This window comes from Caulobacter sp. GW821-FHT11E11 (assembly GCF_058808315.1).
In genome coordinates, this window is sequence record NZ_JBXARO010000012.1 from 23,180 (window position 1) to 43,185 (window position 20,006).

22 protein-coding genes are annotated in these 20,006 nt (G+C 67.9%); 9 read left to right on the forward strand and 13 right to left on the reverse strand.

From position 1 onward, the window contains the following. Positions 1 to 2 precede the first annotated feature (2 nt). The 4 genes from rfaD (at position 3) to AC1RR5_RS24800 (ending at position 4,961) form a co-directional block, all read left to right on the forward strand. On the forward strand, positions 3 to 1,004 hold the full coding sequence (gene rfaD / locus AC1RR5_RS24785) for an ADP-glyceromanno-heptose 6-epimerase (protein WP_492926078.1): 1,002 nt from the start codon (positions 3 to 5) through the stop codon (positions 1,002 to 1,004). 86 nt (positions 1,005 to 1,090) lie between these two features. Beyond that, a complete protein-coding gene (locus AC1RR5_RS24790; RefSeq protein ID WP_492926080.1) occupies positions 1,091 to 2,557 on the forward strand; it encodes an OB-fold domain-containing protein in 1,467 nt (488 codons plus the stop codon). Between the two features lie 11 nt (positions 2,558 to 2,568). Then, positions 2,569 to 3,771 (forward strand): acetyl-CoA acetyltransferase, encoded by a 1,203-nt coding sequence (locus tag AC1RR5_RS24795; protein WP_492926082.1) that lies wholly within the window; start codon positions 2,569 to 2,571, stop codon positions 3,769 to 3,771. 47 nt (positions 3,772 to 3,818) lie between these two features. Next, positions 3,819 to 4,961 carry a DUF3089 domain-containing protein gene (locus tag AC1RR5_RS24800; protein WP_492926084.1) on the forward strand — a complete coding sequence of 381 codons (1,143 nt, stop codon included), beginning with the start codon at positions 3,819 to 3,821 and terminating at the stop codon, positions 4,959 to 4,961. On the opposite strand, the gene AC1RR5_RS24805 is transcribed toward AC1RR5_RS24800, so the two are convergent. Both AC1RR5_RS24805 and AC1RR5_RS24810 read right to left on the reverse strand, forming a co-directional pair. Next, entirely contained in the window at positions 4,932 to 5,306 is a 375-nt protein-coding gene (locus tag AC1RR5_RS24805; RefSeq protein ID WP_492926086.1) for a DUF6285 domain-containing protein, read from the reverse strand. The two genes, AC1RR5_RS24800 and AC1RR5_RS24805, sit on opposite strands and share 30 nt — an antisense overlap. Beyond that, the gene (locus AC1RR5_RS24810; RefSeq protein WP_492926088.1) at positions 5,303 to 6,268 is read right to left on the reverse strand and encodes a phosphotransferase family protein; all 966 of its coding nucleotides are present in this window, start codon (positions 6,266 to 6,268) and stop codon (positions 5,303 to 5,305) included. Before AC1RR5_RS24810 ends, AC1RR5_RS24805 begins: the two co-directional genes overlap by 4 nt. Before the next feature lie 106 nt (positions 6,269 to 6,374). On the opposite strand from AC1RR5_RS24810, the gene AC1RR5_RS24815 reads away from it, so the two are divergent. Continuing rightward, a complete protein-coding gene (locus tag AC1RR5_RS24815) occupies positions 6,375 to 7,319 on the forward strand; it encodes a DUF808 domain-containing protein (protein WP_492926090.1) in 945 nt (314 codons plus the stop codon). Here AC1RR5_RS24815 and AC1RR5_RS24820 read toward each other — a convergent pair. The 7 genes from AC1RR5_RS24820 to AC1RR5_RS24850 form a co-directional block, all read right to left on the reverse strand. Beyond that, the gene (locus AC1RR5_RS24820) at positions 7,316 to 8,035 is read right to left on the reverse strand and encodes a class I SAM-dependent methyltransferase (RefSeq protein WP_492926093.1); all 720 of its coding nucleotides are present in this window, start codon (positions 8,033 to 8,035) and stop codon (positions 7,316 to 7,318) included. The genes AC1RR5_RS24815 and AC1RR5_RS24820 overlap by 4 nt on opposite strands. Positions 8,036 to 8,051: 16 nt before the next feature. Next, positions 8,052 to 10,133, reverse strand: a complete 2,082-nt coding sequence (recG, locus tag AC1RR5_RS24825) for an ATP-dependent DNA helicase RecG (RefSeq protein ID WP_492926095.1) — start codon at positions 10,131 to 10,133, stop codon at positions 8,052 to 8,054. Between the two features lie 41 nt (positions 10,134 to 10,174). After that, entirely contained in the window at positions 10,175 to 10,477 is a 303-nt protein-coding gene (locus AC1RR5_RS24830; RefSeq protein WP_492926097.1) for a hypothetical protein, read from the reverse strand. Between the two features lie 148 nt (positions 10,478 to 10,625). Next, entirely contained in the window at positions 10,626 to 11,363 is a 738-nt protein-coding gene (locus AC1RR5_RS24835) for an amino acid ABC transporter ATP-binding protein (RefSeq protein WP_492926099.1), read from the reverse strand. Further along, on the reverse strand, positions 11,360 to 12,019 hold the full coding sequence (gene tcyL, locus AC1RR5_RS24840; RefSeq protein ID WP_492926101.1) for a cystine ABC transporter permease: 660 nt from the start codon (positions 12,017 to 12,019) through the stop codon (positions 11,360 to 11,362). Before tcyL ends, AC1RR5_RS24835 begins: the two co-directional genes overlap by 4 nt. A gap of 6 nt (positions 12,020 to 12,025) precedes the next feature. Then, on the reverse strand, positions 12,026 to 12,808 hold the full coding sequence (gene tcyJ, locus AC1RR5_RS24845; RefSeq protein ID WP_492926103.1) for a cystine ABC transporter substrate-binding protein: 783 nt from the start codon (positions 12,806 to 12,808) through the stop codon (positions 12,026 to 12,028). A 125-nt stretch (positions 12,809 to 12,933) separates the two neighbouring features. Beyond that, positions 12,934 to 14,049 carry a beta-ketoacyl-ACP synthase III gene (locus AC1RR5_RS24850; protein ID WP_492926105.1) on the reverse strand — a complete coding sequence of 372 codons (1,116 nt, stop codon included), beginning with the start codon at positions 14,047 to 14,049 and terminating at the stop codon, positions 12,934 to 12,936. Positions 14,050 to 14,287: 238 nt separating this feature from the next. On the opposite strand from AC1RR5_RS24850, the gene AC1RR5_RS24855 reads away from it, so the two are divergent. The 4 genes from AC1RR5_RS24855 (at position 14,288) to AC1RR5_RS24870 (ending at position 17,354) form a co-directional block, all read left to right on the forward strand. Then, on the forward strand, positions 14,288 to 14,821 hold the full coding sequence (locus tag AC1RR5_RS24855) for a porin family protein (RefSeq protein WP_492926107.1): 534 nt from the start codon (positions 14,288 to 14,290) through the stop codon (positions 14,819 to 14,821). A 126-nt stretch (positions 14,822 to 14,947) separates the two neighbouring features. After that, complete coding sequence (locus tag AC1RR5_RS24860; RefSeq protein ID WP_492926109.1) at positions 14,948 to 15,331, forward strand: hypothetical protein; 384 nt, start codon at positions 14,948 to 14,950, stop codon at positions 15,329 to 15,331. Further along, positions 15,331 to 16,245, forward strand: coding sequence for a sterol desaturase family protein (locus AC1RR5_RS24865; RefSeq protein WP_492926111.1), 915 nt, complete (start codon positions 15,331 to 15,333; stop codon positions 16,243 to 16,245). The genes AC1RR5_RS24860 and AC1RR5_RS24865 overlap by 1 nt, the downstream gene beginning before the upstream one ends. Positions 16,246 to 16,313: 68 nt before the next feature. After that, positions 16,314 to 17,354: an alpha/beta hydrolase gene (locus tag AC1RR5_RS24870; RefSeq protein WP_492926113.1), complete on the forward strand. Its 1,041-nt coding sequence runs from the start codon at positions 16,314 to 16,316 to the stop codon at positions 17,352 to 17,354. Here AC1RR5_RS24870 and AC1RR5_RS24875 read toward each other — a convergent pair whose 3' ends face one another. From AC1RR5_RS24875 to AC1RR5_RS24890, 4 genes are all read right to left on the reverse strand, one after another. Next, positions 17,355 to 17,810, reverse strand: coding sequence for a hypothetical protein (locus AC1RR5_RS24875; RefSeq protein WP_492926115.1), 456 nt, complete (start codon positions 17,808 to 17,810; stop codon positions 17,355 to 17,357). 74 nt (positions 17,811 to 17,884) lie between these two features. Next, positions 17,885 to 18,247, reverse strand: a complete 363-nt coding sequence (locus tag AC1RR5_RS24880; protein ID WP_492926117.1) for a hypothetical protein — start codon at positions 18,245 to 18,247, stop codon at positions 17,885 to 17,887. Positions 18,248 to 18,300: 53 nt separating this feature from the next. Next, positions 18,301 to 19,281: an NUDIX hydrolase gene (locus tag AC1RR5_RS24885; RefSeq protein WP_492926119.1), complete on the reverse strand. Its 981-nt coding sequence runs from the start codon at positions 19,279 to 19,281 to the stop codon at positions 18,301 to 18,303. Beyond that, positions 19,278 to 19,922, reverse strand: coding sequence for a YfbR-like 5'-deoxynucleotidase (locus tag AC1RR5_RS24890; RefSeq protein WP_492926121.1), 645 nt, complete (start codon positions 19,920 to 19,922; stop codon positions 19,278 to 19,280). Before AC1RR5_RS24890 ends, AC1RR5_RS24885 begins: the two co-directional genes overlap by 4 nt. Between the last annotated feature and the right edge of the window lie 84 nt (positions 19,923 to 20,006).

Here is a 20,006-nt window from a genome sequence, read left to right on the forward strand (position 1 = left end):
GCATGAGCCGACGCATCGTTCTCGTCACCGGCGGCGCGGGCTTCATCGGCAGCAACGTCGTGGCTCGCCTTTGTGAAGATCCGGCCCTGGACGTCGTGGTCTGCGACCGCCTGCGCGATGCGGCCAGCGGCAAGTGGCGCAACATCGCCAAGCATCCGATCGCCGACTTCGTCGCGCCCGAGCAGCTCAAAGACTGGCTGGCCAAGCGCAGCGCCGAGGTCGAGCTGATTGTCCACATGGGCGCGGTGTCCTCGACCACCGAGCAGGACGCCGACAAGATCGTGCAGTCCAACTTCGTGCTGTCGCGCGACCTGTGGGAGTGGTGCACGGAGCACGGCAAGCGCCTGATTTACGCCTCGTCGGCGGCGACCTATGGCGACGGGACGCTGGGCTTCGAGGGCAAGGACGACATGGAGTCGCTCCAGGCCCTGCGGCCGCTGAACGCCTACGGCTGGTCCAAGGCCCTGTTCGACATCTACGCCGTGCGCGAGGCACATCGCGGTCGCGCCCCGGCCCAGTGGGCCGGCCTGAAGTTCTTCAACGTCTATGGCCCTAACGAGGACCACAAGGGCGGCATGAAGTCGGTCGTGGCCCAGATCTGGCCGCGCGTCGCCGCCGGCGAGGGCGTCAAGCTCTTCAAATCGCACCATCCGGACTACGAGGACGGCGGCCAACTGCGCGACTTCGTCTATGTCCGCGACGTGGTCGATGTGATCGCCTGGCTGGCCAAGAGCCCGGCCGTGAACGGCGTCTTCAACCTGGGCTCGGGCCACGCGCGCTCGTTCCGCGATTTAGCCGTGGCGACGTTCGAGGCGGTGAACCGCGAGCCGGAGATCACCTATATCGACATGCCCGAGGTGCTGCGCGGCAAGTACCAGTACTTCACCCAGGCCGACATGAGCCGCCTGCGGGCGGCCGGCTACGACGCGCCGATGACCTCGCTGGAGGATGGCGTGGCCGACTACGTGGCCGGGTATCTCAACACCGAAGACCCTTTCCGCTGACGTCAGGGCACGGTTGCCCGCTCTTGCCGCGAGCGTAAGCTGAACGCCGATAAGTCGGGCCTGAACCCGACGTCAGGGAGTTCGCTATGCCCGGCATCGCCGCCTGGGGCGCCTATGCGCCGCGTCTGCGTCTAAGCCGCAAGGCCATGACCGAGGCCAATGCCTGGGTCGCCCCGAACCTGAAGGCCAAGGGCAAGGGCGAGCGGTCGATGGCCAATTGGGACGAGGACGCCCTGACCATGGCGGTCGAGGCGGCCCGCGACGCCTTGGGCGTCGACGACGACCGTTCCCATATCGACAGCCTCTACTTCGCCTCCACGACCGCGCCGTTCGCTGACCGGCTCAACGCGGGCATCGTCTCGGCGGCCTTGACCCTGGAGAAGTCGATCGCCGCCAGCGATGTCACCGGCTCGCAGCGCTGCGGGCTGACGGCCTTGGGCCAGGCGCTCGCAGCCGGCGGAACCTCGCTGGTGGCCATCGGCGAGCACCGCAAGGCCCGCGCGGTGTCGGCCCAGGAGCTGGACTTCGGCGACGGCGCGGCGGCCTTCGTGGTCAGCGACGATCCCGGCGCGGCCGAACTGCTGGGGCGCGGCAGCGTCACCGATGACTTCGTCGACCACTTCCGCGGCGACGACGGTGGCTTCGACTACTACTGGGAAGAGCGCTGGATCCGCGACGAGGGCATCGTCAAGCTGGTCCCACCGGCCATCCGCAAGGCGCTGGAGGTCGCTGGTCTAAGTCCCGCCGACGTTGACCATTTCTGCTTCCCGTCGACCTTCGCCGGCATGGCCGCGACCCTGGCCAAGACGGTCGGGATCAAGCCCGAGGCCGTCCGCGACAACCTCGCCGCCGTGATGGGCGAGGCCGGCTGCGCGCACGGGCCGATCATGCTGGCTCACGCGCTGGAAGAGGCGAAGGCGGGAGAAGTCATCCTGGTCGCCCAGTTCGGCCAGGGCGCCGAGGCGCTGGTCTTCCGCGCCACTGGCGCCGGCCAGCGTCCCGCTCGGGGCGTCACTGGCTCGTTGGCTGATCGCCAGGAAGAGGCCAACTACCTGAAGTTCCTGACCTTCAATGGCCTGGTCGAGTGGGACAAGGGCATGCGGGCCGAGAAGGACAACAAAACGGCCCTGACCACGCTCTATCGAAACGAGGACATGATCCTGGGGCTGGTGGGCGGTCGTTGCCGGGAGACTGGGGTCGTGCAGTTCCCGCGCACGCGCATCTCGGTCGCGCCGAACAATCCCGCCGTCGACACCCAGGAGCCGTACCGCTTCGCCGAGCGCCGCGCCTCGGTGCTCAGCTACTCGGCCGACTACCTGACCTTCTCGATGGCCCCGCCCAACCACTACGGCATGATCGTCTTCAAGGGCGGCGGCCGGATAATGATGGACATCACCGACGTCGCGCCGGGTGACGTGGAGACCGGCCTGCCGGTGCGGATGGTCTTCCGCATCAAGGAGGTCGACGAGAAGCGCGGCTTCGTTCGCTATTTCTGGAAGGCGACGCCCGACCGGGCCGCTGCCTCCGCCCAAACCGCTCAAGCCGCAGAATAGGGAGACCGATCATGCCGCAGGGTATCCGGGACAAGGTCGCCATCCTCGGGATGGGCTGCAGCAAGTTCGGCGAGCGTTGGGACGCTGGGCCCGACGACCTGATGGTCGAGGCCTATCTGGAGGCCATGCAGGACGCCGGCATCGAGCCCACCCAGCTGGATGCGGCCTGGTTCTCGACGCACATCGACGAGATCGGCACGGGCAAGGGCGGCACGCCGCTGTCGATCGCCCTGCGCCTGCCCAACATCGCCGTCACCCGGGTCGAGAACTTCTGCGCCTCGGGCTCGGAAGCCTTCCGGGGCGCGGTCTATGCCGTGGCCGCCGGCGCGGCCGACATCGCCCTGGCGGTTGGCGTCGAGAAGCTGAAGGACACCGGCTATGGCGGCCTGCCGGTCGCCAATCCCGGCACACTCAGTCCGCAGGTGATGCCGAACGGCTCGGCGCCGGGGAATTTCGCCCAGCTGGCCAGCGCCTATCGCGCCAAGCATGGGGTCTCCAAGGACGACCTCAAGCGCGCCATCGCCCACGTCTCGGTCAAGAGCCACGCCAACGGCGCCAAGAACCCCAAGGCGCACCTGCGCAAGCCGATCACCGCCGAGCAGGCCCTGGCTGCGCCGATGATCGCCGAACCTCTGGGCCTGTTCGATTGCTGCGGCGTGTCGGACGGCGCGGCCGCCGCGATCGTCACCACGCCCGAGATCGCCCGCAGCCTCGGCAAGCACGACCTCGTCACCGTCAAGGCCCTGCAGCTGTCGGTCTCGAACGGCTACGAGAGCCAGTACAACGGCTGGGACGGCAGCCACTTCCACACCGCCCGCATCGCCGCCGGCAAGGCGTATCGCGAGGCCGGTATCGAGCGGCCGCGCGAGCAGATCTCGATGATGGAGGTGCACGACTGCTTCTCGATCACCGAGCTGGTGACGATGGAGGACCTGTTCATCTCGCCCGAGGGCCAGGGCTGGCGCGACGTGCTGGACGGCTTCTACGACGCCGACGGCGGGGTGCCGTGCCAGATCGACGGCGGGCTGAAGTGCTTCGGCCATCCGATCGGCGCCTCGGGTCTGCGGATGCTGTACGAGATGTACCTGCAGCTGCAGGGCCGCGCTGGGGAGCGCCAGCTGTCCAACCCCGTCTTCGGCATGACCCACAATCTGGGCGGCGCGCCGGCCAGCAATGTCTGTTCGGTGGCCATCATCGGCCAGGAAGGCGCGTGACGGAAAAGAGGCTTAAAGCCGTTCAAGGCTTGGTGTAACCCAGAGCCATGGGCGGTACGTTCAAAGGCTTCAAGCGCTGGATCTTCGGGGGGCTGGCGCTGTTCGTCGCGCTGTTCGTCGCGGCCGCCTTCATCTTCCGCTACGACATCCTCAGCAACGCCCTGGACCCCAAGGTCCCGTTCCTCACCTATCACCCGCCGCCGGCCCCCGACTACGGCAAGCGCGAGTCCTGGGCGCTGCTGCCCAAGGACGCGCCGGCGCCCGCCGATCGGCCCGTCGACGTGTTCTTCGTCCACCCGACCACCTTCGACGGCGGCCGCGACTGGAACGGCGGCATCGACCAGCCCAAGGCCCAGCGGTTCCTGTCGCGGGTGGTGATCCCCAACTATGCCGGGCCGTTCGACCGCGTGGGCCGGGTGTTCGCACCGCGCTATCGTCAGGCCAGCCTCTATACGTACCTGACCCTGCGCGACGACGCCCGCGAGGCGCGGCGCTTTGCTTATGGCGATGTGCTGCAGGCCTTCCGGGCGTATCGCGTCCGCTACGGCCAGGATCGGCCGTTCATCCTGGTCGGGGTGGAGCAGGGCGGCTCCCTGGCCGCGCGCCTGCTGCGCGAGGAAATCGCCGGCAAGCCCGAGCTCAAGGACCGTCTGGTCGCCGCCTATCTGGTCGAGACCGCCGTGCCGGCCGACGAATACGCCCCCGACGCGGCATTGCCCGCCTGCGAGCGCAAGGGCGAGACCGAGTGCGTAGCCGCCTGGATCTCGGCGCCGGAGGGCGATTTCCAGCGCGTGCAGGAGCTGATCGGCCGCTCGCTGGTCTGGGATCGCTCGGACCAGCTGGTCAACCTCGAGGGCCGAACGCCCCTGTGCTTCAACCCGTTGCTGGGCGGCGTCTCGCTGGAGAAGGCGCCCGCGCGGATGAACCTGGGCGCGACCAACGCCACCGGCCTGGACTGGGGCGCCCGGCCAGCGTTCCTGCAGCGCCAGGTCTCGGCTCGCTGCGAGAACGGCGTGCTGCGCACCAGCAAGCCGAAGTCCAGCTCGCTGCGCGACAGCGGCTCGTGGGCCGACCGCCGCAAGGTGGACGCCTACAACCTGTTCTATGCCGATCTGGAGGCCGACGCCCTGGCGCGGGCCGCCGCCATGATGGGCCGGCCGCTAGCCCTGGCCGTCGAGCAGGGCCGCTAAGCCACCGTAGCTCGGCTGGTCGATGGCGATCTGACCGATGGCTGTGGCGCGCAGATGGGCCAGCAGAGCAGCATTCAGCGGATCGATCGCACCGTCGTACAGCGCCTCGCAGAGCTTGGCGTTCAGCGCGTCGTAGTCACCAGTCTCGCCGAGCAGACCACTTAGCCGCTCGACCGCCTCGGCCTCCAGCCGCGCGCCGTGCTCGGCCTCGCGGGCCAGGGTGGCGCGGGCGTTGTCGGTCACGCGGGTCAGGAACGCCTGGCGGGCGTCGCCAGGGATGGTGGGTTCGGCCTCGAAGGCGGCGATCGCTTCGGAGAGCTCGGCGGCGGTCGGGTGGCTGATCATGCGCCCTCCATCAGCTTGACGAGGTCGATCTCGGTCTCGCTGGTCCGCCGGCCAATCATGGCGCGCTCGATCGAGCGATCCTGTCCGGTGGCGAAGCTCTGGTACATCATCAGGCACATGACGCCCCACTTCAGCGAGCCCAGGGCCTGCCAGAACCGGACCCGGTCCAACGAGATCCCGCCGCCGTAGCCGTCCAGCAGGTCGCCATAGTCGCCAAAGCCGCCGACGGGCTTTCGCCATTCGCCGAAGCGCCAGGAATTGACGCAGATCCAACCCAGGTCCTCGGCGGGGTCGCCCAGGTGGGCCAGTTCCCAGTCCAGCACCCCGACCAAGCCGCCCGTCGGATGGATCATGAGGTTGCCGTTCCGGAAGTCGCCATGCACCAGCACCGGCTGCTCAGGCGGCGACGGGGCGATGGCCTCGAGCCAGTGGAACGCGGCTTCCAGGATCGGCCGCTGGGCGCCGAGTTGGCGGTAGATCGTCTCGTAGCGCTGCAGTTCGCCACGTGCGTCGGAGGTCGCCAGTTCCGGCAGACCCTGCGTCGGTACGGCGTGGATCCGGGCCAGCACCTCGCCGCAACGCCGCGCCAGGCCCGGCCGCACGACGGCGAAGGCTTCGTCGCGGACAATGCGACGGCCCAGGGTCTCGCCCTCGAGCCGGCGCATCACATAGGCCTCGCCGAGGCCTTCGTCGGGTGCACAGACATGGATCACGCTGGGCGCCGGCGCGCCGGCCGCATCCGCCGCGCGGATCAGGGCGGCTTCGGAGGCCAGGGGCAGGGCGGTCTCGCGCATCGCCGCGCCGTCCGGACGTCGGCGCAGGATCAGCGGCGTGCCGTCATCCAGGTCGAAGGCCCAGGTTTCCAGGCTCGCGCCGCCCGACAGCCGGCGAGCGTTCAACGCTCGGGTCGCGGTCGGCGACAGGCGCGGGGCGAGGCGGGCGAGAGCGGCGGCGACGTCCATGGAACGAGCTTCCAGCTTTCACCTTACGTCAGGCAAGGGGTTCGCGACTTTACGGCGAGCCCGGCGCGCCTTACGCACTGGGGCTCAACTCTGCTTAGGATCCTCCATGCCCTCCGGCCTTGCCGCGCTGCTCGATGACGTCGCGGCCATCACCAAGATCGCCGCCGCCTCGCTGGACGACGTCGGGGCCGCCGCCGGTAAGGCGGGGACCAAGGCCGTGGGCGTGGTGGTTGACGATGCGGCGGTGACGCCCGGCTACGCCATGGGCTTCACGCCCGACCGCGAGCTGCCGATCGTGTGGAAGATCGCGATGGGCAGCTTGCGCAACAAGCTGCTGTTCCTGTTGCCGGGCGCCCTGCTGCTGTCGGCCTTTGCGCCCTGGGCCGTGACGCCGATCCTGATGGTCGGCGGCGCCTATCTGGCCTTCGAGGCCACCGAGAAGATTCTGGAGGCCTTCACCCCGCAGGCCGAAGGTGAGGCTCTCGAGGAGCTGGCGCTGAGCGGTCCCGAGTTGGAGAAGCAAAAGGTCGACGGCGCGATCCGCACCGACCTGATCCTGTCGGGTGAGATCATGGCCATCGCCCTGGCGGAGGTCGCGCATCTGAGCCTGGGCCTGCAGGCGGCGGCGCTGGCCGTGGTCGGCATCCTGCTCACCGTCGTCGTCTATGGCGCCGTGGCGCTGATCGTGAAGATGGACGACATCGGCCTGCACCTGTCGCGCCGTGAGAACAAGGGCTCGCAGGCTTTCGGTCGTGGCCTGGTCAAGGCCATGCCGGTGACCATGGAGGCCCTGACCGTGATCGGCACCGCGGCCATGCTGTGGGTCGGCGGCGGCATCATCGTCCATGGCCTGGAGCACTTCCACCTGACGCCGATCCCGCATTGGGTCGAGGGCTTCTCGCACTGGGCGCATGGCGTCCCTGGCATCGGCGCCGTGACCGGCTGGTTGGCCTTCGCGCTGGGTTCTGCCGTCGTGGGCCTGATCGTCGGCGGCGTCCTGGCTGGCCTCATGCACCTGTGGCATCACCGCAAGGGCGCGGCGGCGCACTAGGCCGGTTTGCGGCCCGCCACCAGGGTCGCGCAGCCGAAGAAGCAGCGCTTGAACTCGACCTCCAGACCCTCGGCGCGCAGCATGCCGCCGAAGGCCGAGGCGTCGCCGAAATTGGTGCTGTAGGTCCCGATCATCGTGAAGTCCTGGGCGCCGGCCAGGAGCACGCGCTCGATCAACGGGAGCACGACCTTGAGGTGGAAGAGGTAGAGCGGCCGCAGGATCCAGCCCTTGGGATCCGACGCCTCGATCAGCGAGAACACCCCGCCGGGACGTAGGGTTCGGGCGATCAGCTCGGCCAGCTTGGCGTGCTGCTCGGCGTTGAAGGTTTTCAGGCCGAAGGTCGAGACGATGACGTCCGCGCTTTCCGGCGGCAGGGCGCTGGCCAGGAGGTCATCCTCGACGAAGGTGATCCGGTGGGCGCGATGACGATGCAGGCGCTCCAGGGCGCGTTGGTGCATGCCCGAGGAGATGTCGACCGCCGTGATGGAGGCCAGGTCCGGGAAGCGTTTCAGCAGATGCGGCCAGATCTCACCGGTGCCGGCCATCAGATCGTAGCCGACGGGGTGTGGCGGCGGCGGTTCAGGCAGGGCCTCAACGCACTGCTTGCGCCAGCGCTCGGTGAAGCCGAACGAGCAGATCCAGCTGAAGGCGATGTATTTGCCCGAGCAGCGATCGAAGACGCCTTTGACGAAGGCCGGGTCGTAGATGTCCGCCATCGTCGTCGCTCCGTGATCAGCCCGCTTCGTTCAGGGGCGAGGCCGGTTTCCAGTCGAACAGTTCCTGCATCGTCCGCAGGGCCTGGCCGCGCGGCGAGGTCAGCTCCGGATCGCGGGCCAGGATCAGCCGCGCGTCATCAGCGGCGACGGCGATCAGGTCGCGGTGCGCTACCGGGTCGGCCAGGCGATAGGCCGGGAAGCCGCTCTGCTTGAGGCCCAGCGGGTCGCCGCCGCCGCGCAATTCCAGGTCCTTCTCGGCGATCTCGAAGCCGTCGTCGCTGCGCCGCAGAATATCGAGGCGCTGCTGGGCCACTTCCGACAGCGGCGGGTCGTAGAGCAGGACGCACGAGCTCTCGCGCGTGCCCCGGCCGACGCGGCCGCGCAGTTGGTGCAGCTGGGCCAGGCCGAAGCGATCGGCGTGTTCGATGACCATGATGCTGGCGTTGGGGACATTGACCCCGACCTCGACCACCGTGGTGGCGACCAGCACGCTGACTTCGCCGTCGACGAAACGCTGCATGACCGCGTCCTTCTCGGCGGGCGGCATCTGGCCATGGACCAGGCCGACGCCGGGCAGGTGGCGGGCGAGGTCGGCGGCGCGGTCCTCGGCGGCGCGCAGGTCGACCTTGTCGGACTCCGACACCAGCGGACAAATCCAGAAGGCCTGGGCCCCGCTGGTGATGGCGCTGCGCAGGCGGTCGACGATCTCGGGCACGCGCGGCGTCGGCGCGGCGCGGGTGGCGACAGGCGTGCGGCCCGGCGGCTTCTCGTCGATGCGCGAGACATCGAGGTCGCCGAAGACCGTCAGCTCCAGGGTCCGGGGGATAGGTGTGGCCGACATGGCCAGCAGGTGGACCCCTTCGCCCTTGTCCTGGAGCCGGCGGCGCTCGTTGACGCCGAAGCGGTGCTGTTCGTCGATGATGGTCAGGGCCAGGCGGTCGAAGACGACGTCGTCCTGGAACAGGGCGTGGGTGCCGACCGCGACGTGATGGGTTCCGTCGGCCAGGGCGAGCAGCTTGGCCGAGCGACCGGCGCCCTTGTCGCGGCCGGTCAGCAGGATCACCGACAGGCCCAGCGCCTGCAGCGGCGCGGCGATGGTCTCGAAGTGCTGGCGGGCCAGGATCTCGGTCGGCGCCATCAGGGCCGACTGGAAGCCGGCATTGGCGGCGTCGGCCATGGCCAGCATGGCCACCACGGTCTTGCCCGAGCCGACATCGCCTTGCAGCAGCCGGCTCATCCGCTCGCCAGAAGCGAGGTCGCCGCGAATCTCCGACAGGCTGCGGATCTGGGCGCCGGTCAGCTTGAAGGGCAGGGCCTTCTCGGCCGCGTCCGACAGCGGGCCGGACGGGATCACCGGACCCGGCGTCGCGCGGCGCGAGGCCTTGCGCTGGGCCAGGGCCAGCTGGTGGGCCAGCAGTTCGTCATAGGCCAGGCGCCGGCGCGGACGGGCCAGGGGCGACAGGTCGGCCTCGCTGGCCGGCGCGTGCATGGCCGCCAGGGCCTCTCGCCAACCCGGCAGCTTCTCGCGTTCGCGCCAGGCGGGGTCCTGCCACTCGGGCAGCTCGGGCGCGCGGTCGAGGGCTTCCAACGCGAACTTGCGGAAGGTGCGCGAGGGCAGGCCGTGGGTCGCGGGATAGACGGTCTCGATCTCGGGAATGTCGCCGGCCCGCTCCTCGGCGACGATGTAGTCGGGGTGGGCGATCTGGAGTTCGGACGCGTAGCCGTCGGGCCGCTCGACCTTGCCGCTGACGGCGCGGCGCTCGCCCTTGGGGTGCTGGCGTTCCAGATGCGGACCGTGGCCCTTGAACCAGATCAAGGTCAGGAAGCCCGTGCCGTCCCAGGCGCGAATCTTCCAGGGCTGGCTGGGACGCTGCGATGGGAAGTGGGCGTCGATGGTGACGACGAAGGTCTGGACCTGGCCCTCGACGGCCTGGTCGACGGTCGTGACGCTACGCCGGATCAGGCCCGTCGGCGCGGTGAACAGCACGTCGCGGGTGATCGGCCCGGCCAGTTTCTCGACCAGGGGCGCGACACGTGGGCCCACGCCCTTGAGCGTGGACACCGAGGTGAAGAGGGGGAAGAGAATCTCCGGGCGCATCTGACGGGACCTTAGCCGCGTCCGCGCCCGGAAAGCAGACCCTAGTCGGCCTTATTCATGATCGGCTGGAGAGCGATCACGATGTCGGAATATTCGTCGGCGCGCGACGCGCCCGAGACGTTCAGGCGCGTGTACAGCCAGGTCGCGCCGTGGCGGGAATAGGCCTCGGACCAGCGTCCCTTGGAATCGATGAGGTTGTTGGCCTCGCCCGCGTAGATCACGGTCCCCTTGGCATCGACATAGACATAGTTGCCGGCGATCGTGGTGTTCGGATCACCACTCTCGGCCAGTTTGTAGCGATAGACGGCGCCGGAGGCGCCCTTGAGTTCGATGTAAGGCTTCACGCTGTCCTCGCCATAAAAACCACCCGGCGTAGGGCTTTGGATTCAAATGTTTAGAGCGCGTTATGAGCAGCGAGGCCGCCTACGCATTCGCCTAACGCGATACCACGAGTTGAAGCGTCCCGTGGGCCAAATTATGGCTGCCGAGAGACTACCGCAGGACGCCCGACCTAGCCAGGAACCGACGGGTTCGCTCCTCTCGCGGCGAGGCGAGAAGTTGACGTGACGGTCCTTGCTCCACGATCACGCCGCCGTCCATGAAAATCGTGCGATCGGCCACATCTCGCGCGAAATCCATCTGATGGGTGACGATCACCATGGTGCGCTTTTCGGCGGCCAGGTCGCGGATCACGGCCAGGACTTCGCCGACAAGTTCGGGGTCGAGGGCCGAGGTCGGTTCGTCAAACAGGATGACTTCTGGATCCATGGCCAGCGCGCGGGCGATGGCGCAGCGTTGCTGCTGGCCGCCCGACAGTGCCGCCGGATAGGCGTCGGCGCGGCCGCCCAGGCCGACCTTTTCCAGCAGGGCCAGGCCCTTGGCGCGGGCCTGGACCGGATCGGCCTTGCGGACGACGATCGGCCCCTCGGCCACGTTCTCCAGCGCCGTCTTGTGCGGGAAGAGATTGAAGTTCTGGAAGACGAATCCGACCCGGCCGTTCAGCGCCTTGGCCAGCGGCGTCTTGCCGCCCGCCGTGACGCCCGCGATGGTCAGGTCGCCGGCGTTCATCGGCTCCAGGCCCGCCAGGCAGCGCAGCAGCGTGCTCTTGCCCGAGCCGCTGGGGCCGATCACGGCCACCACCTCGCCGGGCGAGACGGTCAGGTCGACGCCAGCCAGAACGGAGGTGTCGCCGAAGCTCTTCTTCACGCCCTTGGCGTCGATTGCGCTCATCGGCGGCCCTCCGACGCGCGGCGCTCGAGGCGCGCCTGAACCGCGGCCAGGATCGTCGACATGATCCAGTAGATGGCCGCCGCGGCCAGATACATCGTGAAGATCTCGTAGGTGCGCGCGGTGATCAGCTGGGCTTGGCGGAACAGCTCCGGCACCTGGATGGTCGCGGCCAGCGAGGTGTCCTTCACCAGGCCGATGAAGCTGTTGGACAGCGGCGCCACGGCGGTGCGGGCCGCCTGGGGCAGGATCACCCGGCGCAGGGTCTGGCTGCGGCTCATGCCCAGCACGCTGGCGGCTTCCCACTGGCCCTTGTCGACCGCGGCGATGGCGCTGCGCAGGATCTCGCAGGCATAGGCGGCGACGTTCAGCGAGAAGCCGATGCCGGCGGCCACCAGCGGCGGCATCTCCAGCCCGAACTGCGGCAGGCCGTAATAGATCAGGAACAGCTGCACCAGCAGCGGCGTGCCCCGGAAGGCTGAGACATAGACCGCCGCCGGCCAGCGCAGCAGCGGCGAGCGCGACAGCCGCATCAGGGCCAGGCCAAAGCCCAGCGCGACGCCCACGCCCATGCCGATGACGCTGAGCAGCACCGTGTAGCCGGCGCCCTTGGCCAGCAGCGGCGCCGATTGGCGCAGAAGGTCGAGGCCGGTCTCCATGGAACCCTAGTGCGTCACGTCCAGGCCGAACCACTGCTGCGAGATGGCGGTAAGCTTGCCATTGGCGCGCAGGGTATTGATCGCCTGGTCGACCACCACCTTGAGGCCCGGATCCTTCTTCATCGCCACGCCGGCACCCTGGGCCGCGAACGGCGGGCCCGAGGCGACGAACTCCGGCGAGGTCTTGATGAATTCGGCGGCGACCAGGCGATCGTTCAGCACCGCGTCGATGCGGCCGGCCTTCAGGTCCTGGTACTTGGTGGGATCGTCGTCATAGGTGCGCGCGTCAGCGGTCGGGACGTTGGCGCGGATCCACTGCTCGTAGTTGGTGCCCAGGCCCACGCCGACCTTCTTGCGGGCCAGGTCCTCGGGCCTTTCCAGGCCCGGCTTGTCCTTGAGCTTGATGATCTGGATGCCCGAGACGGTGTAGGGCTCGGAGAAGTCGTACTTGGCCTGGCGGTCGGGCGTGATGACGATCTGGTTGATCACCACGTCGACGCGGCCCGATTCCAGCGATCCCAGCAGGCCGGCGAACGGGGCGGGATGGAACTCGGCCTTCAGGCCCAGCTGGGCGGCCAGGGCCTTGCCGAAGTCGACCTCGAAACCGGCCAGCTGGCCGTCCTTGTCCTGGAAGTTGAACGGCGGATAGGTGCCTTCCAGCCCGATGCGCAGGGTCCCGGACGCCTTGATCCGGTCCCAGCTGCTGCCGACTTCCGGCTTCTTGCCGCAGGCGGCGAGAAGGGCGAGGCCGAGACCGGCGACGACGGCGCGGCGAGCAGGGAATCGCATCGGAGAACCTTCAGGCGAAACAATCCTGGGCAGTTCTATACACGGCAGCGCGGTTCGCCAGCCCGAACATGCCGACCTGCGCCGTGTCCGGAGCATGATCACGATTTAAGCCGCGCGGCGTGCGCCTAGCGCTTCCTGACGAACACCGTGCCGGCCGAATAGCCCGCCCCGAAGCTGCAGATCAGGCCTGTCTCGCCCGCCGCGAAGTCGTCATTGGCGGTGTGGAAGGCGATGATCGAGCCGGCCGAGCTGGTGTTGGCGTACTCGTCCAGGATGATGACGTTCTCTTCCCGCGACGGATCGCGACCCAGCACCTTGCGGCCGATCATCTCGTTCATGTTGATGTTGGCCTGGTGCAGCCACAGGCGCTTCAGGCCGTGCGGATCGATGCCCAGATCGCCAGCATGCTCGACGATCATCTCGCTGACCATCGGCACCACTTCGCGGAAGACCTTGCGGCCTTCCTGGACGAACAGCTTGTCGCGCGCGCCTTCGCCTTCTGGCGCGGCGCGGTTGAGGAAGCCGAAGTTGTTGCGGATGTTGTTGGAGAACTGGGTCTTCAGGCGCGTGCCCAGGATCTCCCAGCCGCCTTCGGCCTGCGAAGCGTCCTCGACGATCACGGCCGTGGCCACGTCGCCGAAGATGAAGTGGCTGTCGCGGTCCTTGAAGTTCAGGTGGCCCGAGCAGATCTCGGGATTGACCATCAGCACGGCCTTGGCGCTGCCAGTCGTCACAAAGTCGGCGGCTGTCTTGATGCCGAAGGTGGCCGACGAGCAGGCGACGTTCATGTCGAAGGCGAAGCCCTCGATGCCCAGGGCCTGCTGAATCTCGATGGCCATGGCCGGGTAGGGGCGCTGCATGTTCGAGGCGGCGCAGATCACCGCGCCGATCTCGCTGACCGGCTTGCCCCAGCGGGCGATCGCCTGCTTGGCCGCTTCAACCGCCATCTCGGCCAGGATCGACAGCTCGTCGTTCGAGCGTTCCGGCAGCACCGGACGCATGAGGTCGGGATCGATGATGCCGTCCTTGTTCATGACGAAGCGCGATTTGATGCCCGACGCCTTCTCGATGAACTCGGGCGAGGAGGGGGCCAGGGCGACCACGTCGCCGGCCGCGATGGCGGCGGCGTTCGCGACGTTGAACCGCTCGACGAAGGTGTTGAAGGCCTCGACCAGTTCGACGTTAGAAATGCTGTGGGGCGGGGTGAAGAGCCCCGTGGCGGCGATGACGGCTTGCGGCAAGACGGCGGTCCCGATGATGCGCGCGGACCTCGTCGCTGTGGTGGCGGGCCCGCGTTCTGACGCTTGTTTGAACCCGTAGATAACACGGAAGCTGGCGCCGTCATCCCCGTGGCTTTTCGGCAACGACACGCAACGGCCTCAAACCGGGCCGTGAACCGCCGCATGGCCGCCGCGTTATCCGCCTAGCCCTAGGCTGGCTGAGGGAGCTGAAGACTACGAGTAGAATTGGAGTACAAGAATGAAGACTCTCATCGCCACTACCCTGATCGCCGGTTCGGTTCTCGCGATCCCGATGTTTGCTCAAGCTCAGAATTCGACCGAGGTCTATGGTTCGGTGAACTATGGTCAAACTCGGACGCGTGGCGCCGACACCGGCGCTATTCAAGGGCGCGTGGGCGCCAAGTTTACGCCTAATTTTGGCGTCGAGGCCGAGGTGGCCGGCGGCGTCGATGGCGACAAGACCTATACGCCCGGCGGTCCGGCCAATGTGAAGATGGAGCACCAGGCCGCCGCCTATGCCGTCGGCTTCCTGCCGGTGACCCCCAATCTCGATCTGATCGGTCGCGTCGGCTACGGCACGACCAAGTTCGAGACCAAGAATCCGGCCGCCACGGAATTCGATGGCAGCCGCGACAGTTGGAACTACGGCGTGGGCGCCGAGTACAAGTTCGACGACAAGAACGGCATCCGCGCCGACTACACCAAGTCGGAATATACCAAGAGCGATCTGAGCTCGAACACGATGTCGGTGGGCTACGTCCGCCGCTTCTAACGTGGCCTTTTCGGACCTGACAGCGGCGCGCCTCGCAAGGGGCGCGCCGTTTTCATTGGCCGCTTGACGCGCGAACTGACCTCGGCAATCTAAACAGCAATAAGTTACGGGGGGGATGCGTCGGTCTTGGACAAGGCGCTGTTGATTCAGTTGGGCGGCTCGATCACGGCCGTCATGTTGCTTGTGGCGTTCGCGGCGTGGCTGGGAGTGGCGAGGGCGACCCCGCCGCTCGACTCCGATTCCGCTCGCGCGTTGCTGGATCTGGAATTCCCCGACCATCGTCCGGACGCCGTCTGGATCGCCGCCGACGGCCGCAGCCTGATCGCTCGCGCCGACGCCTTGGCCCTGGTGCTGTACCGGCGCGGCGACAGCTATGTCGCCCGCGACCTGCCGTGGAGCGTGATCGCCGCCCTGAAACCGACCAACGGCCGGCTCACCCTGCGCCTGTCCGACGCCCGTCCCGTCCTGGCCGTCAAGGACGACGCCTGGCCGCCGAAAGAGTTCGCCTGATGCTGAAAGCCGCGTTCGACCCCGTCCAGCTGGCCATTCCGTTCTTTGTGCTGGCCATCGTACTGGAAATCCTGCTGGGGCGCTTTGGCAAGGCCAAGGCCAATTACGAGGCCCGCGACACGGCCATGTCGCTGAGCATGGGCTTTGGCAGCACCGTCGCCGGCCTGCTGCTGGGTGGGGTGATCTTCGCCGCCACGGTCTGGGTCTGGAACCACCGGATCTTCACGATCCCGATGACCGCCATCTGGGCCTGGGTGGTGCTCTTCCTGCTGGAGGACCTGACCTACTATTGGTTCCACCGCCTGGCGCACGAGCGGCGCTTCTGGTGGGCCAGCCACGTCAACCACCACACCTCGACCCACTACAACCTGTCGACCGCCCTGCGGCAGACCTGGACCGGCGGCGTCGCGGGCACCTGGCTGCTGTGGCTGCCGATGACGTTCCTGGGCTTCCCGCCGGCCATGGTGGCGATCCAGAAGGGGATCAGCCTCGTCTACCAGTTCTGGATCCACACCGAGGCGATCAAGCGCATGCCGCGCTGGTTCGAGGCGGTGTTCAACACGCCCTCGCATCACCGTGTGCACCACGCCCGCAACGCCCGCTACCTGGACGCCAACTACGCCGGTATCCTGATCATTTGGGACCGCATGTTCGGCACCTTCATCCCGGAGGTCGACGAGGAGCCCTGCCGCTATGGCACGGTCAAGAACCTGGGCAATTTCAATATCCTGCACAATGTCTTCCACGAGTGGATCGGCATCGCCAAAGACGTGGCCGCCTCGCCGCGTCATGCCCTGGGCTACATGTTCGGTCCGCCGGGCTGGAGCCACGACGGCTCGCGCGACACCTCGCACACGCTGAAGGCCAAGTGGCGGGCGCGTGTCGAGGCAGGCGAGGGCGCGCCGCCGCAATAAAGCCCCACTGTGGCGTGCTGGTCCTGGGTTGAGTGGCGTCTCCCCGAAAGCTCGCACGGAGAGTTCCGATGCCCCGGTTCCTGGGTCTGCTGCTGGCGGCCCTGATCGTCTTTGCGTCCCCGCCGGCGCGGGCGGAAATTCGCGACTTCACGATCGCCTCCAAGGCCTTCGAGGGAAACAAGATCGGCGTCAGCGGCCAGCGGCGCGTGCGGGTCTATCTGCCGGAGGGCTATGACGCCTCGAGCCGGCGCTATCCCGTCGTCTACTACCTGCACAACCTGTTCGAGGACGAGAAGGTCGCCTTCGATCGCGACGGCTTCGGGCGGCTGCTGGACCAGGCGATCGCGGCCAAGGCGGTCCCGCCGACGATCGTGGTGGCCGCCGACTTCAGCACGCCGCTGGGCAGCTCGATCTATACCAGCTCGCCCATCACCGGCCGCTGGGACGACTTCCTGGCCGTCGAGCTGGTCGGCTGGACCGACCGGACGTTCCGCACCCTGGCCCGGCGCGACAGTCGGGGTCTGGCCGGCGACCGGATGGGCGGCTACGGCGCGATGGCCATAGGCATGCGCCACGCCGACGTGTTCGGCTCGGTCTACGCTCTGCATCCGGTCGGCGCGGGTGTGGGTCTGCAGCCGATGGCGTCGCGGCCGAATTTCGAGCTGCTGCAGAACGCCAAGTCGCTGGACGACCTCAAGGTCGACGGTTTCTCGCAGCTCTTTACGGCCATCTACCAAGCGCACCTGCCCAATCCCGACAAGCCGCCGCTGTATGTCGACCTGCCGGCGCGCAAGGTGGACGGCAAGGTGGTGGTCGACGCCAAGGTGACGGCGCGGCTGATCGACAGCTTCGCGCTGGACCACCAGGTCCTGCGCCACGCTGACGCCCTGAAGACCCTGCGCGGGCTGAAGTTCGACTGGGGCCGCAACGATCCCAATCCCGACCACGTGATCTCCGCCCAGGCCCTGTCGCGCATGCTGACCGAGCTGGGCGTGCCGCACGAGGCCGAGGAGTATGTCGGCGGCTGGGGTGACCGCACCTGGGGCGAGACCGGCCGGGTCTATACTGCCATGCTGCCGTTCTTCGCGCGGACGCTGGTCGCCGAGTAGCTAGCGCACCGTCAGGTCGACCGTGATCCGGCGCACGACGCCGTCGGGCGAAGAGCCCTGCAACACCATCCGGTCGTGACCCGCATAGCCGGCGGCGGCGGTGTAGTATGCCTGGTGGCCGGGCACCTTGCGGTCATTGCAGGCTGAGCGCGGATTGGCCGGCGGAAAGGCGGCGAAATAGGGCTCGTCCTTGACCGTCGCCACGCCGTGGGCGGGCTGTTCCAGCACGGTCAGGGTCGCGCCGGGCCGGTGCTCCGAGCAGTCGGGATCGATGGCGGTGTTGGCCCAGACCCGGATCGGCGTGCTGCCGATCGCGGCCTTGTCGATGTGCAGCTTCTGGAAGCCCGATGGCCTGGCGGCGGGCGACACGCTCACCTCGTAGTGTCTGGTCTGGGCGACGGCGCCCGTCGCGAGGGCGACGCCGATACACGCCACGATAAGCAGGCCAGGCCGCATGACCGATCTCCGACGATGAAGGTGTCGGAAAGCTGCGCCGCCTTTGTTGCCGGTCTATTGCGGGTGTTTTGCAGTCACTGACAGACGTCCGACCACTTCTGTTCCAGGGCGTCGGTGCCGTCGACCTCCTCGATCGTCAGGCCGCCTTCGGAGAAGACGTAGCGTTCCTCACCGTCGAACGAGTCCTGCTCCTCGACGATGTCGACGCGGCCGCAGACCGACGGGACCTCGCCGTCCCAGTGGACGAAGGTCTTGCCATAGGTGAGCTGGGCCTGCGGGAAGCGGTTCTCGATAGCGATCTTGGCGCCGGCGATCTGCAGCGGATCGTCCTTGTTGTCGGCCGTCTCTTCGCTGTCGGCGTCGCGCAGGACAAAGGCGGTCAGGCCGAAGCCCACCGCGCCCAGCACGACGGCGGTCGCGGCGCCCGCGATGATCATGATTTTCTTGTTCGCCATCTTGAGGCGAGCTTAGGGCCGATTTCGCCTCAGGTTCAATCCCGCAGCAGCGGCAGCGACAGGCCGGTCGCCTGGCGCGTGGCCAGCATCTCGCGGCGGAAGCGGAACAGCTCGGCGGGGCGGCCGCCGGTCTCGGCGTCCAGGCGGCCCAGACCTTCGACCAGCTCCTCGCGCTCGACCACGCGGCGGAAGTTCTGCTTGTGCAGCTGGACGCCGGCGATGGCCTCGACTGTGCGCTGCAGGGTCGACAGCGTGAACTCCTCGGGCGTCAGCTCGAACACCACGGGGCGGTATTTTATCTTGCCGCGCAGGCGCGAAAGGCCCGTGGCCAGGATCCGCCTGTGGTCCGAGATCATCGGTTCGCCCAGCGCCGCTGAGAGGGCTTGGGGCTCGGCCGGGTCATGGCCGTCGGCGCGATCGCGGTCGCGAGCGGCTTCGGGCGCCAGGCCCGCCTCGTAGAGCAGCTCGTAGCGCTCCAGCACTCGTTCCTCGTTCCACGGCGCGCCGTCCAGGGCGAAGGCCAGGCGGGCGCGCGACCACTTGGTCGTGTCGTCGGCGGCCCAGCGGCGCAGGGCAGGGGCAATGGCCTCGTCCAGCAGCGTCGGGCGGCCCAGGCGCCAGTCTTCCCAGGGGAAGAAGCGAGTCCAGGGGGCCCAGGCGGTGTCGGGCGCGTCGGTGTCGATGGCCTTGGGCGTCAGGCCCAGATAGCCGACCGAGACCACGCGCGCGGCGCCGGCCCCGACCTCGGCGCGCGGGGCGTCGCGGCCCTTGTCGCCGAAGGTGTAGAGCTGCTCGACATAGCCCAGCTGGAACCGGGTCTGGGCGGTCACGAAGGCGCGCAGGCCCAGCTCGAAGGTGCGGTGCGCCTCGGGATCGAACGGGCCGAACGGCAGGCCCGACAGCGGCGAGGCGATATCGGTGATCGCATCGTGCGGTCGCACGGTCAGCACGACGGCCTCGCCGTCGCGGATCGCGACGACCACCGCCGACAGGCCGATGACGACCGAACTGGTCATTCCGTCTCGAACGCCGCGCTTGGAGATGACTCGAAGCCCGCCGCCTTCGACAGCACGTGGAAGCGCTGGACGTAGCGGGCCTGGGCCTCGAATGGCGGCTGCGGCGTAATCTTCAGATCGTAGCCGGCCGGCGGCGCGCCGAAGATCTGCAGCGACTCCGCATGCTCGAAGCCCGCCAGCTGGGTGGCCTCGAAGAAGGCGCAGGCGCGGTCGGCCTGCTTGATCAGCTTCTTGATCGGGGCGGGAGTCTTCACCGGCAGTCCGAAACGGATGTGGATGGCGTCTTCCAGCCTAGCCTCGAAATCCTTGTAGCTCACCCCCAGCGCCGCCTTGAACGGGCTGATCATGTCGCCGATCACATATTCGCTGGCGTCGTGTAGCAGCGCGGCCAGGCGCCAGCGCGGCTCCAGGTCGGGCTTGATGTGCGCGGCGATCTCTTCGACCACCAGACTGTGCTGGGCCACCGAGAAACCGTGGTCGCCGACCGTCTGGCCGTTCCAGCGCGCGACGCGCGCCAGGCCATGGGCGATGTCCTCGATCTCGATGTCCATCGGCGACGGATCGAGCAGGTCGAGCCGACGTCCGGAGAGCATTCTTTGCCACGCGCGGGGCGGTGCGCCCCTATGCAGCCCTTTGGCCACGAGATCGTTCCTTACGGTGAAGGTGGTTGACTGGCCTATGCATTGAGAAAGATCAATGTGGCCGTCGCCGTCATCTGTGGAAAT